The 15,994-nt window shown below is 75.4% G+C and carries 10 protein-coding genes; 4 read left to right on the plus strand and 6 right to left on the minus strand.

Features of this window, described 5'->3' with window-relative positions:
- From ACIRS1_RS38090 to ACIRS1_RS38110, 5 genes are all read right to left on the minus strand, one after another.
- A partial coding sequence (locus ACIRS1_RS38090; RefSeq protein ID WP_402847236.1) for a type I polyketide synthase occupies positions 1 to 5,192 on the minus strand: 5,192 nt, incomplete at its 3' end.
- A 259-nt stretch (positions 5,193 to 5,451) separates the two neighbouring features.
- Positions 5,452 to 5,682, minus strand: a complete 231-nt coding sequence (locus tag ACIRS1_RS38095; RefSeq protein WP_360222570.1) for an acyl carrier protein — start codon at positions 5,680 to 5,682, stop codon at positions 5,452 to 5,454.
- Positions 5,679 to 7,643 carry an HAD-IIIC family phosphatase gene (locus ACIRS1_RS38100; protein ID WP_402847239.1) on the minus strand — a complete coding sequence of 655 codons (1,965 nt, stop codon included), beginning with the start codon at positions 7,641 to 7,643 and terminating at the stop codon, positions 5,679 to 5,681. Before ACIRS1_RS38100 ends, ACIRS1_RS38095 begins: the two co-directional genes overlap by 4 nt.
- Positions 7,644 to 7,704: 61 nt before the next feature.
- A complete protein-coding gene (locus ACIRS1_RS38105) occupies positions 7,705 to 8,466 on the minus strand; it encodes a thioesterase II family protein (RefSeq protein WP_402847240.1) in 762 nt (253 codons plus the stop codon).
- A 105-nt stretch (positions 8,467 to 8,571) separates the two neighbouring features.
- Positions 8,572 to 9,348, minus strand: a complete 777-nt coding sequence (locus tag ACIRS1_RS38110; RefSeq protein WP_402847243.1) for a BTAD domain-containing putative transcriptional regulator — start codon at positions 9,346 to 9,348, stop codon at positions 8,572 to 8,574.
- Between the two features lie 228 nt (positions 9,349 to 9,576).
- Between ACIRS1_RS38110 and ACIRS1_RS38115 the strand changes: the two genes are divergently transcribed.
- The 3 genes from ACIRS1_RS38115 (at position 9,577) to ACIRS1_RS38125 (ending at position 13,232) form a co-directional block, all read left to right on the plus strand.
- Entirely contained in the window at positions 9,577 to 9,807 is a 231-nt protein-coding gene (locus tag ACIRS1_RS38115; protein WP_360222558.1) for a DUF6059 family protein, read from the plus strand.
- A gap of 207 nt (positions 9,808 to 10,014) precedes the next feature.
- Positions 10,015 to 11,721 carry an AAA family ATPase gene (locus ACIRS1_RS38120; RefSeq protein WP_402847245.1) on the plus strand — a complete coding sequence of 569 codons (1,707 nt, stop codon included), beginning with the start codon at positions 10,015 to 10,017 and terminating at the stop codon, positions 11,719 to 11,721.
- Positions 11,722 to 12,182: 461 nt separating this feature from the next.
- Complete coding sequence (locus tag ACIRS1_RS38125; protein WP_402847247.1) at positions 12,183 to 13,232, plus strand: LLM class flavin-dependent oxidoreductase; 1,050 nt, start codon at positions 12,183 to 12,185, stop codon at positions 13,230 to 13,232.
- Positions 13,233 to 13,334: 102 nt separating this feature from the next.
- Here the strand turns inward: ACIRS1_RS38125 and ACIRS1_RS38130 are convergent, their stop codons facing one another.
- On the minus strand, positions 13,335 to 13,991 hold the full coding sequence (locus ACIRS1_RS38130; protein WP_402847249.1) for a TetR/AcrR family transcriptional regulator: 657 nt from the start codon (positions 13,989 to 13,991) through the stop codon (positions 13,335 to 13,337).
- Positions 13,992 to 14,304: 313 nt separating this feature from the next.
- Between ACIRS1_RS38130 and ACIRS1_RS38135 the strand changes: the two genes are divergently transcribed.
- Positions 14,305 to 15,813 carry an MFS transporter gene (locus ACIRS1_RS38135; protein WP_402847252.1) on the plus strand — a complete coding sequence of 503 codons (1,509 nt, stop codon included), beginning with the start codon at positions 14,305 to 14,307 and terminating at the stop codon, positions 15,811 to 15,813.
- The last annotated feature ends 181 nt before the right edge of the window (positions 15,814 to 15,994 follow it).

Consider the following 15,994-nt stretch of genomic DNA (forward strand, 5'->3'; position numbering starts at 1 on the left):
TTGGTGCGTCGGCCTTGGGTGTGGAAGTGGTGGGCGATGTGGGTGGCGGTGTGGTGGTCGCCGGCGATGACGAGGTCGGTGGGGGTGTTGATGGCGGCGATGGTGACGGTGTCGGTGAGGTGGGGTTGGAGTTCTTGTTCGGTGGCTTGGATGGCGATCATGGCGCCGCCGGTGGGGGCTTGGTGCATGAGGGTGGCGCGGGTGGCGACGAGGTGGGCGGCGTCGGGGAGGGTGAGGATGCCGGCGGCGTGGGCGGCGGTGAGTTCGCCGATGGAGTGGCCGGCGAGGTGGTGGGGGTGGATGTCGTGGTGTTGGAGGAGTCGGAAGAGGGCGGTTTCGAGGGCGAAGAGGGCGGGTTGGGTGTAGCGGGTTTGGTTGAGGAGTTCGGCTTCGGGGGTGTGGGGTGGGGCGAACATGAGGTTGCGGAGGGGTTGGTCGAGGTCGAGGTGGGGTTGGAGGGCGTCGAGGGCTTCGTCGAGGGCGTGGGCGAAGGCGGGGTGGGTGTCGTAGAGTTCGCGGCCCATGCCGGGGTGTTGGCTGCCTTGTCCGGTGAAGACGAAGGCGAGGCGGGCGGGGGTGGTGGCGGTGCCGCGCAGGAGGGCGGGGTGGTCGTGGTCGTGGGTGAGGGCGTCCAGGGCGGCGAGGGCGGTTTCGCGGTCCGCGGCCAGCACCGCGGCACGGTGCTCGAGTCCGGCTCGTCCGTTCGACAACTGGGCTGCCACGGAGTTGAGTTCGATCGACGGGTGGGCGAGCAGGTGGTCCCGGAGCCGCTCGGCCTGGGCGCGCAGGGCGGGCGCGTCCTGAGCGGAGAGCGGCCAGAACGCGGGCCCGGCGGCCGGGGCCGGCACGGGTTCGGTGCGCACGGGCGGGCTGGGCGGCGCCTGTTCCAGGATGACGTGCGCGTTGGTGCCGCTGATCCCGAAGGAGGAGACGGCGGCGCGGCGCGGCCGCCCGTGCTCGGGCCAGGCGGTCTGCTCGGTGAGCAGTTCGACGGCGCCCGCCGTCCAGTCCACGTGCGGTGAGGGAGCGTCCACGTGGAGGGTGCGGGGCAGCACGCCGTGCCGCATCGCCTCGATCATCTTGATGACGCCGCCGATGCCGGCGGCGGCCTGGCTGTGCCCGATGTTGGACTTCAACGAGCCGAGCAGGAGCGGGGTTTCACGGCCCTGACCGTAGGTGGCCAGGAGTGCCTCCGCCTCGATCGGGTCGCCGAGCCGGGTGCCGGTGCCGTGCGCCTCCATGGCGTCGACCTGGTCGGGGGTGAGGCCGGCCGAGGCGAGGGCCTGGCGGATGACGCGCTCCTGCGCGGGCCCGTTGGGGGCGGTGAGGCCGTTGCTGGCGCCGTCCTGGTTGATCGCCGAACCCCGCAGGACGGCCAGCACCCGGTGGCCGTGGCGGCGGGCGTCGGAGAGCCGCTCGACCAGCAGCAGACCGGCGCCCTCGGACCAGGCGGTGCCGTCGGCGGAGGCGGCGAAGGCCTTGCAGCGGGCGTCGCCGGCCAGACCGCGCTGGCGGCTGAACTCCAGGAACATGCCCGGGGTGGCCATCACGCTGACGCCGCCGGCCAGGGCGAGGTCGCACTCACCCTGGCGCAGGGCCTGGGCGGCCAGGTGCAGGGCGACCAGCGAGGAGGAGCAGGCGGTGTCGACGGTGACGGCCGGGCCCTCCAGGCCGAAGGTGTAGGCGATCCGGCCGGAGGCGACGCTGGACGTGGTGCCGGTGAGCAGGTACCCGTCCAGTCCCTCGGCGGGCTCGTGCAGCCGGGCCCCGTAGTCGAGGTTGGTCGCGCCGACGAAGACGCCGGTCGCGCTGCCGCGGAGCCGGTCGGGCGCGAGGCCGGCCCGCTCGAAGGCCTCCCAGGCGGTCTCCAGCAGCAGGCGCTGCTGCGGGTCCATGGCGAGCGCCTCGCGCGGACTGATGCCGAACAGCCCGGCGTCGAACCCGGCGGCGTCGTGCAGGAACCCGCCCTCGCGGACGTAGGAGGTGCCGGGGTGGTCGGGGTCGGGGTCGTAGAGGGCGTCGAGGTCCCAGCCGCGGTCGGTCGGGAAGGGGCCGATGGCGTCGGTGCCGTCGAGGACGAGCCGCCACAGGTCCTCGGGGGAGGCGACCCCGCCCGGGTAGCGGCAGGCCATCGCGACCACGGCGATCGGGTCGTCGTCCGCCGTGGACGTGCGGGTGGCCGGTGCGGCGGCGTCGGGGCCCTCGGCGCGCTCGTGCAGCAGGCGGACGACGGCTTCGGGCGTCGGGTGGTTGTACACGAGGGCGGAGGGCAGGCTGAGGCCGGTGGCGGCCTGGAGCCGGTCGCGCAGTTCGACGCCGGAGAGCGAGTCGAAGCCCAGGTCCTTGAAGCTGCGGGCCGGGTCGACGGCGTCCCCGGTGACGTGGCCGAGCACGATGGCGGCCTGGGTGCGGACGAGGTCCAGCAGATCGGAGTCCGCTGCCGGACGGCTCGCGGGTGCACCGTCGGGGGCGGGCCGGGCGTGCTGCGGGGCCGGGGCCTCCGTGCCGTCCGTGCCAGCCGTGTCAGCCGTGCCGTCCGTACCGTCCGGCGCGAGCGGGGTGTCCAGCCAGTGCCGGGAACGCTGGAAGGCGTAGGTCGGCAGTGGCACCGCCCGCCCGCCCGGCAGGGCCGGGGAGCCGCTCCACTCCACCGGCGCGCCGTGCGCGTGGGCGCCGGCCAGGGCGGTGAGCAGGGTGGTCGCCTCGGGCCGGCCGCGGCGCAGCACGGCGAGCAGGAGGTGGTCGTCGCCGGTGCCGGCCAGGCTGTCGCGGCCGAGGCCGGTCAGGTGCGCGTCCGGGCCGAGTTCCAGGAACACCCGGGCGCCGGCGCGCCGCAGCGTGTGCAGCCCGTCGTGGAAGCGGACGGCCGCACGGATGTGCCGGGCCCAGTACGCGGGGGAGGTGAGCTCCTCGGCGGTGGCGAGCTCCCCGGTGACGTTGGAGACCACCGGGATCGCGGGCGGGCGGAACTCCAGCCCCGCGGCGACGCGTTCGAACGCGGCGAGGATCGGGTCCATGTGCGGCGAGTGGAACGCGTGGCTGACGGCGAGCCGCCGGGTGCGGCGGCCCTGCGCGGCGAGTTCCCCGGCTGCCCGCAGTACCTCCTCCTCGTCGCCGGAGAGCACGACGGCCTGCGGGCCGTTCACGGCGGCCAGCGACACCCGGTCGGAGAGCAGCGGCAGCACCTCGTGCTCGGCCGCGGCGACGGCGACCATCGCCCCGCCTCCGGGCAGCTCCTGCATCAGCCGGCCGCGGGCGGCCACCAGGGCGGCGGCGTCGTCCAGCGAGAGCACCCCGGCGGCGTGGGCGGCGGTGAGCTCGCCGACGGAGTGCCCGGCCAGGTGGCCGGGGGCCGGGGCGAAGCGGCGGACCAGCCGGTAGAGGGCGGTGCCGACGGCGAAGAGGGCGGGCTGGGTGTAGCGGGTCTGGTCGAGCAGGGCGGCTTCGGGGGTGCCGGGTTCGGCGAACAGCAGGTCGCGCAGCGGCCGGTCCAGGTGCGGGTCCAGCGCGGCCAGCGCGGCGTCCAGGGCCTCGGCGAACTCGGGGTGGGCGGCGTACAGTTCGCTCCCGGCCCCGGGGCGCTGGCTGCCCTGGCCGGTGAACAGGTAGGCGGTGGCGGCCGGGGCGGTGCCGGCCCGGCCGCGGACCACCGCCGGGTGGTCCTGACCGGCGGCCAGTGCGGCGACGCCGTCGAGGAGTTCGGCCCGGTTGGCGACGAGGAGGACGGCGCGCTCGGCGAAGAGCGTCCTGGTGGCGGTGAGCGCGTGCGCGGTGTCGGCCGGGCGGGTGTCGGGGGTGGTGGCCAGGTGGTCGCGCAGCCGGCCGGCCTGGGCGCGCAGCGCCTGCGGGTCGCGGCCGGAGAGCACGAAGGGCAGCGGTCCGGCAGAAGTGGCCGGGGCGCCGTCCGCGGTGTGCCGGGTGGGTGCCGGATCGGCCAGCACCACGTGGCAGTTGGTGCCGCCCATGCCGAAGGAGCTGACACCGGCGACGAGCCGGCGGCCGTCGTGCGGCCAGGGCCCGGTCTCGGTGCGGACCCGCAGTCCGAGCTCCGCGAGCGGGATCTCCGGGTTGGGCTCCCGGAAGTTGAGGCTGGCCGGCAGCCGGCGGTGGGCGATGGCCAGCGTGGTCTTCAGCAGGCCCACCAGGCCGGCCGCGCCCTCCAGGTGCCCGACGTTGGTCTTCGCCGACCCGACCTGCAGCGGGGTGGACCGGGCGCGCCGGCCGCCGCCCGTGCCGAGGACCGCGCCGAGCGCCGCCGCCTCGATCGGGTCGCCGACCGGGGTGCCGGTGCCGTGCAGCTCGACGTACTGGACGTCGCGCGGGGACGTGCCGGCCCGGGCGTGGGCCTCGCGCAGCACCGCCTGCTGGGCCTCCCGGGCCGGGACGGTCAGCCCGTCGGTGGCGCCGTCGTTGTTGACGGCGCTGCCGAGGATGACGCTGTGCACGCGGTCGCCGTCGGCCAGTGCCCGGTCCAGCGGCTTGAGGACGACGGCCACACCGCCCTCGCCGCGCACGTACCCGTTGGCGCGGGCGTCGAAGGTGTAGCAGCGGCCGTCCGGCGAGAGCGCGCCGAAGCGGGCGCTGTCGGCGCTGGAGGTGGGCGAGAGGATCAGGTTGACGCCGCCGACGAGGGCGAGGTCCGACTCGCCGCGGCGCAGGCTCTCGCAGGCGAGGTGGACGGCGACCAGCGAGGAGGACTGGGCGGCGTCCACGGTGAGGCTGGGGCCGGTGAGGCCGAGCACGTAGGAGAGCCGGTTGGCCAGGATGCCGCGGTGCAGGCCGGTGACGGAGTGGCGGTCGGCGGCGGCCTCGCCGCGCCGGTGGTGCAGGGCGGCGTAGTCGTCCCAGATGGCGGCGGCGAAGACGGCGGTGCGGCTGCCGGCGAGCGAGCCGGGCACGATGCCGGCCTCCTCCAGGGCCTCCCAGCCGAGTTCGAGCAGCAGCCGCTGCTGCGGGTCCATCGCGGCGGCCTCGCGGGGCGCGATGCCGAAGAAGCCGGCGTCGAAGTGGTCGACCCGGTCGAGGAAGGCCCCGCGCTGCGGGGCGGCGGCGGACCAGCGGCCGGCGGGCGGTTCGCCCACGGCGTCGGCGCCCCGGCGGAGCAGCTCCCAGAATGCGGAGGGGTCCGGCGCGCCGGGCAGACGGCAGGAGAGTCCGATGACGGCGATCGGGGCGGAGTGGTCGCTGCTCATGGTCTGTGCCGTGCTCCCTCGTAGTGGACACCCAGGTCAGCCCACCGTCACGGGCGTCCCTAACGGAGGCCTTGCGGCCCTCTAAAGCGGGGCGGAACCAGCCGATCCACCGGCTCATCCCACTCACCCAGCCGGCCACCGGCCACCACCACGAGCCGGCCGGCCCGCGGACCACGGGCTCGCGGATCACGGCGCTCGGGCATGCGGCGACGCCCGACCGGTGGTGCGGGTCGGGCGTCGTGGTGGTGGAAGCGCGCCGCTAGACGGGGGCGCTGGCGAGGTCGTAGACCGCCTGGAGCGAGGGCGCCTCCAGCAGGGCGGCCAGCGGCAGGCTGCGGCCGGTCTCCCGCTCCAGTGCGGTGAGCAGCCAGAGCAGGTGCACGGAGTCCCAGCCGGGCACGTCGTCGAAGGAGGCGGTGGCGTCCTCGGTGCCGATCGGCAGGCCGAGTTCGTCCTGGATGAGGGCGATCAGGTCGTCCACGCTGTTCATGCGCGGTCTCCTCGGGGTTCGGTGCCGGAGCCGGGTGCGGCTACGGAGACGGGTCCGGTTCCGGCGCCGGTTTCCGTTGCGGGAACGGCGAGTTCGGAGTCGAGCGTGACCCAGGCGGGCGGGGCGAGCGGTTCGGCGAGGTCGTGCCGGAACTCGGCGGAGGCGCCGTCCGCCTGCTCGGCCACGGCGGTGAACCCGTAGCGCGGGAAGAGGTCGCGGACGGTGCCGTTGCGCGCGGAGGGCCGGTAGCGGCCGCGGACCTCGCGGACGCCGGTGGCGGCGGCGTGCCGGAGGATCTCGGCGAGGGCGGCGTGTTCGACGCCGCGGGAGAAGACCCGGCAGCTGAGCAGGAAGTTCTCGACGTCCAGTCGCGCGCCGTCCTCCTCGCGGCGCAGGAGGACGGCGCCGACCAGGCCGTTCTCCCCGAAGCGGTCGGCGGAGCGGACGGCCAGCACCAGGTGGTCCGGGTGTTCGGCCCGGGCGGCCACCTCGGCGGGCTGGAGCCGTTCGGTGGTGAGGTTGAACTGGTTTGTACGTAGGGTGAGTTGGGAGATCCGTGGAACGTCCTGCGGGCGGGCCCGGGTGAGGCTGACCCGGACGTCGAGTTCGGCCAGGTAGTCGTCGAGGGAGGAGAAGCTCTGGAGGAAGTCGCCGCGGGCGAGCTCCTCCCGGTACCGGGCCGGGCGGGCGCGGTCCTCGGCGGTGGCCTCGCGGACGTCGAACCAGCCGTCGCGCAGCAGCCGGGGCAGGTGCAGGGCGGGTTCGCCGTCGAGGTCGACCACGGCGACGGCGGGCAGGGCGGCGCGGACGGCGCCGCGTTCGAAGGGGCTGTCGTCGGCGAAGACCACGCTGTCGATGCCGAGGTTGAGCGAGTCGGCGAGCGAGGTCAGGTTCTCGTCCTTGGGGCGCCAGTTGGCGATGACCCGGACGAAGTCCTCGGTGCGCAGGACGCTGTCCGGGTGCTCGGCGAGGACCTGGGCCACCGGCTCCGGGTCGTTCTTGCTGACGGCGGCCAGCAGGACGCCCTGGGAGGTGAGCTGGCGGATCGCCCGCTGGAAGGTGCGGAACGCCTCGCCGGTGTGGGTGCCGGCGAGTTCGATGCCCTCGGGGCCGTCGTCGCCGAGGATCCCGCCCCACAGGGTGTTGTCCAGGTCGACGGCCAGCACCTTGCGGGTGCGCCCGGTGAGGGCGCGGGCCAGGTGCCCGGCCTGCCGGGCGTAGGCGGTGAGCAGGGCGGGGGAGAGGTGGGCCTTGGCGTAGGCGTCCAGCCGGGGGTCCTGGACCGGGACGCCCTCGTTGGCGAGCGGTTCCAGGTCGAGGACGACGGTGGCGGGGTGTTCCTCGCCGATCCGCAGCAGGCGCGCGTTGGCCTCGCGCCAGACCGCACCGAGCCGGGCCCGGGCGCGCAGGTCGACCAGCTGGGCGGTGTGCCGGTGCAGCAGCGGGAGGGTGTTGAGGACGAGCGTGGCGCCGGGTGCGGTGGCGGCGAACCGGGCGGCGAGCCGGCCGAGCAGCGCCGTCTTGGCGGCGAGCACCGCCTCGACGTCGTCCGGCCCCCAGGGGAGGGGCAGTTCGTCCAGGACGACGGCCGGGTCGAGCACGCAGAGGACCAGCTGGGGCGCGGCGGCGTACAGCCCGGAGCCGGGATCGGAGAGTTCGAAGACGTAGCTGTCGAAGTCGGTGAAGTGCGGGCGCAGCAGCAGGCCGTGCCGGGCGAGCTCGGCGGTGAGCGCGGGCCGGAGCGAGGCGAGCGTGCCGTGGCCGGTCACCGCGATGGTGACGGCGGTGGTGCCGGGGTGCAGCCGGAGCACCTCGTCGGGGTCGAGCCTGGCCAGCAGGTTGCCGGCGAGGGCGAGTTCGTCGTCGCCGGCGCCGTCCAGCAGCCGGGGTACGGCGGGGTACTCGGCGGCGAGCCGCCCGGCGCGGTGCAGGGTGCGCAGGCCGTCGGTGGTGGTTCCCATGGTGGTGTCAGTCCCTGGGGGTGGTCGGGTCGCGTCGGTGCGGGCAGTCTGTCCGGCGGGGCTAAAGCAGCTCTGAGACCGGGCTGAGCCGGCGGGCGAGCAGGTCCAGCACCTCGGCCCGGTGTTCGACGAGGTAGAAGTGCTCGCCGGGGAAGACCCGCAGATCGAACCCGGCGGTGGTGTGGGCGGACCACGCGGCCGCCTCCAGCAGGGTGGTCCACGGGTCGTGGTCGCCGGTGAGGGCGAGCACGGGCACGTCGACGGTGGCGCCGGGGGCGGCCCGGTAGGTCTCGATGGCGCGCAGGTCGCTGCGGACCGCGGGCAGGATGAGCTGCAGCGCGTCCGGGTCGGTGAGCAGGCGCCGGTCGGTGCCGCTGAGGTCCTCCAGGTGGGCGGCGAGCCCGGCGTCGTCGAGCCGGTGGTACGCCTCCCGGCGGGCCTGGGAGGGCGCCCGGCGGCCGGAGACGGCGAGGAGTTCGGGGCCGTCGTCGCCGGCCAGGCGCCGGGCCACCTCGAAGGCGAGCGCGGCGCCGAGGCTGTGCCCGAACAGGGCGTACCGGCCGCCGGTGACGGCGGAGCGCAGCGCCGGGGTGACGAGGTCGGCGAGCTCGTTGAGGTTGTCGATGCCGGGCTCGCGGTAGCGGTCCTGCCGCCCCGGGTACTGCACGGCGAGGATCTCCACGGAGGGGTCGACGGCCTCGGCCCAGGGCCGGTAGGTGCCGGCGGAGCCGCCCGCGTGCGGGAAGCAGACGAGGCGGACGGCGGCGTCGGGGCGGTCCTGGTAGCGGCGGATCCAGGTCTGGGCGGGTGCGTGCGGACTCATGGTCGGGCTCCCTGGTGCTGGCGTGGGTGCGTGGGGTGGTGCCGTGGACGTGGGGGGAGGCGGCGCGGGCGGGGAGACGGCGGCCGGGTCGAGGCGGGCCCGGTTTCAGGCGGCGGTGGAGAGGTCCAGGCTGCGGTCGGAGAGCAGGATCGCCCGGTGCACGTTCTGCAGGGCGGGGCCGGGTTCGATGCCCAGCTCGCTGTTGAGCGTGTGCCGGGTGGAGCCGTAGACGTGCAGTGCGTCGGCCTGGCGCTCGGAGCGGTAGAGGGCGATCATCAGCTGCCGGCGGAAGCCCTCGTGCAGCGGGTGCTCGGAGGTCAGCGAGTAGAGCCGGCCGACGAGTTCCTGGTGCCGGCCGAGGGCGAGGCCGGCCTCCACGTGCTGGTCGACGCAGCCGAGGCGGGCCTGCTCGATCCAGGCCACGAAGCCGTCCAGGATCGGCCCGGCCCGCAGGTCGCCGAGGGCGGGGCCGCGCCAGAGGCCGAGGGCGTCCTCGAAGGCGGCGGCGGCCTGCTCGGGCCGGTGCTGCCGCAGGGCGGCCCGGCCCTCGTCGGTGAGTCGCTGGAACTCCCGGGCGTCCAGCCGGTCCTCGCCCAGCTGGAGCGAGTAGCCGGGCGAGCGGGTGACGATCGGGGTGCCGGGGACGCCGTCCCGGGCGAGGAACTTGCGCAGCTGCGAGATGTAGACGTGGATCGCCGCGAGGTAGCGCCTGGGCGGGCGTTCACCCCAGATCTCGTAGCTGAGCTGTTGGACCGACACCACCTCGTCGGCCCGGACGAGCAGGGCGGCGAGGACGACCTGCATGTTGCGCGCGTTGATGGCGGACGGCCGGTCGTGCGGCTCCGGCCGGATCCGCAGGCTGCCGAGAATTTCGTACCGCATGACTACCCCCAGGTCGGCGTCGTGGTTCGCCACCAATCTGCACCGCGGTGGCGGCCCGGCACATCAGCGGAATTACGTACCGTCCCGGCGGTACGGGTACGAGGGGCCCGGCCGGGCCGGAACGCTTCAGGGCCGGTTTAGGCCTGCTTGAGGCGGCGGCCGGACACTCGGCCGCCGGACCGGTGGGCGCCGGGCCCGCACCCGGACGGAACGGAGAGGCGACGGCTGATGGCACGGTACTGGGCGGGGTGGTGGGAGCGGATGGCACCCGGGCTGAGCGCGCTGGCGTGCGGCTGGGGCCTGGGGCCGTGCGTGCCGGTGCCGGAGGCGAGGGGGTGGGCGGAGCCCGGTCCGGCGGTGCTGCCGCCGGCCCATCCGGAGCGGCCCGCCGGGCACGTCCCGCCCACGGAGGACGAGCGCGCGCTGTGGCGGCAACTGGACGGCGTCGGCTCCGCTTGATACCTGATTGCTCGTCAAATACATGTCAGGAATTGCGCATTGATGTGGACGTGGAATTTCGCCGTGTAAATTTTCCATTGCCGACGAGGCCCGGCGCTGGGCGTTTGGCTACGGTGGGCCCATCGCACGCCTGATCGATGAGCGGCGGGGCAGTCGCACTCGGATGGGGGATCCACGAGTGCCGCGCGCTGGAAGGGAACACGACCTATGGCGTCCACGGGGGATCGGCAACCGAACGGCTCGGACCCGGCGGTCCGCACGGCGGAGGCGGCGGCACTGCACACGGTGCTGGACGCGCTGTCCGACGGGCGGGGCCGGCTGGTGGAACTCGTCGGTGAGCCCGGCGCGGGCAAGACCCGGCTGCTCACCGGGCTGGCGGAGGAGGCGGAGCGGCGCGGCGCCGTCGTGCTGCGCGGCCGCGCCACCGAGGCGGCTTCGGCCCTGCGCTGCCAGGTCCTCGTCGACGTGCTGGGCCGCTGGGGCGGCGCCGGCCTGGACGAGGACCAGCTGGCCGCGCTCGGCGAGCTGCTCCCGCAGCTGGCCCTCGGCCCCGGCCCGCAGACCATCCCGGCGGACCTGCCGCCGGCCTGGTGGCTGTGCCACTACTACGCGACCCTCGTCCAGCGGCTGAGCCTCTGCGCCGGCCGGGGGCTGGTGCTGCTGCTGGACGACGCCCACTGGCTGGATCCGGGCACGCTCGAACTGCTGGAGTACCTCGGCCAGCGGCCGGTCGCCGCTCCGGTCGCGGTGGTCGTCTCCTACCGGCCCCGCCAGGCGCCCGCCGAGCTGGCCGGGACCTTCGCCCAGGGCGTCGAGCTCGGCACCGCGGGGCGGGTCGAGCTGGCGCCGCTGGACCCGCGCCGCAGCGCGGAGCTGGCCGGGATGCCGGTGGACTCGCCGGCGCTGCGGCGACTGCACCGGGAGTCCGCGGGCAATCCGCTGTACCTGCTGACGCTGTTGGACCAGGCGGCCGAGGCGCCCGGCGCGGAGAGCGCGGACGGTGCGGAGGCCGCGGACGGTGCTCGGGCGGCGGCCCCGCCGGAGCCGGTCGAACCGGCGCTGCCGGTGCGGTTCGGCGCCCGGATCTCCGCCGAGTTCGTCGCACTGGACGAGCAGTTGCAGCAGGTCGCCGCGGCCGGTGCGGTCCTGGGCGAGCGTTTCGACGCCGCCGGCGTGGCCGCCCTGATCGACCAGCCGAAGGAGCGGACCTGCGGACTGCTGGACGGGCTGGTCCGGCGGGACCTGCTGCGGACCGTCCCGGGCACCGACCAGCTCGCCTACCGGCACCCGCTGGTGCGCCGCGCGGTGTACGCGGCGGTGGACGCCTGCTGGCGGATCGAGGCGCACCGCAAGGCGCTGGACTTCCTGTCCGCACGCGGCGTGCCGGACGCCGAACTGGCCGAGCACGTCCAGCGGTCCGGCCCCGGCGACGGCGAGCGGGACCACCTGGTGCTGGCGGCGGCCGCCCGGGTGGCCCTGCTCACCGGGGACGCCCGCGCGGCGGCCACCCTGCTGCCGGAGGCGCTGCGGCTGCTCGCGGTCCGCGGGAAGGCGCGGGAGGCGATGGAGTTGAGCGCGTTCGCGCTGAGCGTGAAGTCGGCGGCCCGACCGGCACCGGAGCTGCTGATGGGCTGTGGCGTCCCGCTGCCGACCCCGGCCCTTCCGGGAGTGGCGGCGGAACCGGCGGGCGCCGCCGTCGAGCTGTTCGCGGCGCTGACCGAGCGCGAGCGGGAGGTGGCCGACCTGGCCGGAACCGGTCGGCGCACCCGGCAGATCGCGGCCGAGCTGCGGCTGAGCCCGCGCACCGTGGACGTCCACCTGACGCGGATCTACCGCAAGCTCAACATCAGCTCGCGGGCCGCGCTGGCCCGGATGGTGGTCGAGTCCGGGCGGGCCGGCGGCCTGGCGGGGTAGCGCCCGTCCGGCCCCTGCGGCCTGTCGGGCTCGGGTGGGTGGCTGAGCGGTCGGCGCGGCCCGGTGCGGTCGGGCGCGGCCCGGCCGAGCCCCCGGGCCGGGCCGCCGCGTGGCTGCGGCGGGCGGCGGTTCCGGCGAGCGGCGGGCGGCGGTTCCGGCGGGCGGCCCGACGGGGGCGACGGCTCCAACGGGCCGTGGGCGAAGGCTCCTTGCTATTCGGAGGGCCCCTCCGTATTGTGTTCGACGCGGCCCGGGACGTCCCCTGTAGCGGCCCTGGCCGCGCCTTCCCGGCCTGCCCGCCGGAGGCGTCGGCCGTCCGCCGGCCCCCCGCCCGCCGGTCGTGCCCGCGCCGCGCGCGGGCCGCGCTCCGTCCCGCCGAGGCACCGGCGCCGGCCCGACCGGCCGCCCGCCTTCCTTCCCCGCCCCGCCCGCCGGGGCCGCGCCCACTCCGGAGGACCCGCATGTCCCAGCCCGGCCCCGTGCCGCTCTCCGTACTCGACCTCGCGCCCGTCCTCGACGGCCGGACCACCGCCGACGCGCTGCACGACAGCGTCGCGCTCGCCCGGGCCGCCGAGGAGCTCGGCTACCACCGCTACTGGGTCGCCGAGCACCACAACGCCCCGGGCGCGGCGAGCAGTGCGCCGGCCGTGCTGATCGGCCAGATCGCCGCTGCCACCAGCCGGTTGAGGGTCGGCTCCGGCGGGGTGATGCTGCCCAACCACGCCCCGCTGGTGGTCGCCGAACAGTTCGGCACGCTGTCCGCCTTCCACCCGGGCCGGATCGACCTCGGGCTCGGCCGCGCCCCCGGCACCGACCCGGTGACGGCCCAGGCGCTGCGCCGCGCGGCCGGCCCGCTCGCCGGCGGGGACTTCCCCCGCCAGGCCGTCGAGCTGCTGGGCTACTTCGACGGCCCGCAGGACGACGCCGCGGCCGGGGTGCGGGCGGTGCCCGCCGAGGGCAACCGCCCCGAGGTGTGGGTGCTGGGCTCCGGACTGGGCAGTGCCGAACTGGCCGGCTCGCTCGGTCTCCCCTTCGCCTACGCGCACCAGTTCAACGCGGAGCTCACGGTGCCCGCGCTGCGCGCCTACCGGGAGGCCTTCCGCCCGTCGGCGGTGCTGGAGCGGCCGTACGCGCTGGTGGCCGCGTTCGTGCTGGCGGCGGAGACCGACGAGGAGGCCGACCTGCTGGCCGGCCCGATACGGGTGGCCGCGATCCGTACCGTCCGGGCCGGCGGGCGGCAGAACGCCTACCCGACGCTGGCCGAGGCGCAGGCCTACGAGTACAGCGCGCACGACCGGCAGATCGTCGACGGCTTCCTCGGGCGGCAGGTGATCGGGGGCCGCGCGGAGGTCCGGCGCCGGGTGGCCGAGCTGATCGCGGCCGGCGCGGACGAGTTCATGGCGATGACGGTGGCACCGGACTTCGACACCCGGCTGGCCTCCTACCGGATCCTCGCCGAAGAGGTGGCCGCGCTCGGCTCGGGCCCGCTCGCGGGCGCGCGGCGCGGCTGACGCGCGGGCGGCGGCCCGGCCCCGGTGGGGCCGGGCCGCTTCGCCGTGCCCGTCGGCCGGAGGCCCCGCAGCCGCGGGTCGACGACGGGTCCGGGACGCGTCCTACGGCCGCAGGCCGCGCGCCACCACGTCGAAGAGCCGCTCGAACTGCTCCTCGTCCCCGTTGCCCTGCTCCAGGGCCCAGACCAGCGCGTTCACCAGCGTCACCGCGTCCGGCACCGAGACGTCGGGGCGGACGCCGCCCGCGAGCTGGGCCTGCCGGAGCAGGGTGCCGGCGGCGGTGAGCATGCCCGCGCAGGACTCGAAGTCGGTGTGCTCGTCGACCAGGTTGACCATCACGGCCGAGGCCAGGCCGCGGAAGCGGGTGGCGTAGGCGGCGAGGTCGCGCAGCCAGGCCAGCAGCCCGGCGGTGGGGTCGGCGGAGGCGGTCAGGTCGCGGGCGCGTCCCTCCAGGGTGGCCATGCTGTCCTGCAGCACCGCCTCCAGCAGGGCGGCGCGGGTGGGGAAGTGCCGGTAGAGCGTGCCGATGCCGACTCCCGCCCGGCGGGCGATCTCCTCCAGCGAGGCCTCGGTGCCCTGTTCCTCCAGGACGGTCGCGGCGGCGGCGAGCAGGCGCTCGTAGTTGCGGCGGGCGTCGGCGCGCATCGGGCGGGCGCCGGCGGTGCGCGGCCGGCCGGTGGGCTGCCCGGGCCGGTCGGGCCCGGTCTCGGGGGCGGTCTGGTCGGGCTGGGCGGGCTTCGCGGACCGAGGCGGCGTCATGTTCTCTCCGGGAGGCGGGTTCTGGGGTCTTGACGGTAGCGGCTTGCGGGTGATCGGCGGCGCTCCTTGCTTGCGAAGTGGAGGTGTCCTCCGTATTCTATGTGGAGGGGCCCTCCTGTTCTACCGGTGCCCCTTCCCGACGTACGTCCGACGTTCCTGTGAAGTCCCCGGTCCCTGCGCCTGCTCCTCGGCGCGACCGGACCCGTCCGCCGGATCCGCGGCCCGCCCCTGACGGGCCGCCGCGCGCCCGCCCGTGCCAGGGCCGGCCCGTCGGATCCCACACCCACGTGCTCACGGCCCTGTGGAGGCTATCGTGACGACCTCGTCCACCCCGTCCCCGACCCTGAAGGACGAGGCGGATCCGCCCGCGCCCGCCCAGGCCGGACCGTCCCGTCCGGGCATCACACTGGCGATCATCGCGGTCTGCCAGCTGATGATCATCCTGGACGCGACCATCGTCAACGTCGCCCTGCCCGACGTCCAGAAGGACCTCGACTTCACCGGCTCCGACCTGTCCTGGGTGCTGAACGCCTACGCCCTGACCTTCGGCGGGCTGCTCCTGCTCGGCGGGCGCTTCGGCGACATCCTCGGGCGCCGCAAGGTCTTCGTGATCGGCGTCGCGGTCTTCACCGGCGCGTCCCTGCTCGGCGGCATCACCCCCAACGGCGGCCTGCTGCTGCTCGCCCGCGCCCTGCAGGGCATCGGCGCCGCCCTCGCCGCCCCCGGCACGCTTGCCCTCATCGCCACCAACTTCCCCGAGGGCAAGGCCCGCACCAAGGCCATGGGCGTCTACGGCGGGGTCACCGGCTCCGGTGCCGCGCTCGGCCTCATCCTGGGCGGAGTGCTCACCGACACCGCGTCCTGGCGCTGGGTCTTCTTCGTCAACATCCCCTTCGGGATCCTGATCGCGGTGCTCAGCCCGCGCTACGTCCGCGAGTCCGAGCGCCACCCCGGCCGCTTCGACCTGGTCGGCGCGCTCACCTCCACCGCGGGCATGGCGCTGCTGGTCTACGGCTTCATCAACGCCGGCGCCAAGAGCTGGGGCGACACCACCACGGTGCTCTGCTTCATCGGCGCCGTCGTGCTGCTCGGCGCCTTCCTCCTGGTCGAGACCCGCGCCGCCCAGCCGATCCTGCCGCTGCGGCTCTTCCGCGACCGGGACCGCACCATCCTGCTCGGCGCGATGCTCTTCCTCTCCGGCAACCTGGCCGGGATGTTCTTCTTCCTCACCCAGTTCGTCCAGGAGGTGATGAAGTTCAGCCCGATCAAGGCGGGCTTCGGCTTCGTGCCGGTGGCCTTCGCGCTGATCGCCGCCGCGGGCGTGGTGATGAAGACGCTGACCAAGGTCGGTGCCAAGCCGTTCATGCTGGCGGGTGCGGTGCTGGTCACCGCCGGCATGGTCTGGCTGGCGCAGCTGGACGCCGACAGCGGCTACCTGTCCGGGCTGTTCGGCCCGATGATCCTGATCGGCGTCGGTGCGGGCTTCTTCACCGTCCCGCTGAACATCATCGCCGTCGCGGGTGTGGAGCAGGAGGACGCGGGCGCCGCCTCCAGCCTGCTCAACGTGGTCACCCAGGTCGGGTCCGCGCTCGGCCTGGCCATCCTGGTCACCGTCTTCAGCTCCACGGTCAAGGACGAGACGGCGCACCTGCCCACGGACGTCGCCCCCGCCGACCTGCCCTCGCACCTGCTCGCGGTCGGCAGCTCGGCGGCCTTCTGGGTGGGCGCGGCGCTGGCGCTGGTCGCCGTGGTCGCCGCGCTGGTGGCCCGGTCCCGGGAGATCCCGGACGACCCGGCGGCGGTGCTGACCACCGTGCACTGACCACCGTGCACTGACCGCGGGGCACTGACCGCGGGGCACTGACCGCGGGGCACTGACCGCGGGGCACTGACCGCGGTGATCTGACTGCGGTGCACTGACCAGGTGTACTGACCACCGTGCACCGATCGCCGTGTGGCGGGCGCGCGCTGCCCCGCCCACCGCGCACGGGCCGCGGGGGCGC

The sequence above is a fragment of the Kitasatospora sp. NPDC101176 genome (assembly GCF_044768035.1).
Lineage (GTDB): Bacteria > Actinomycetota > Actinomycetes > Streptomycetales > Streptomycetaceae > Kitasatospora.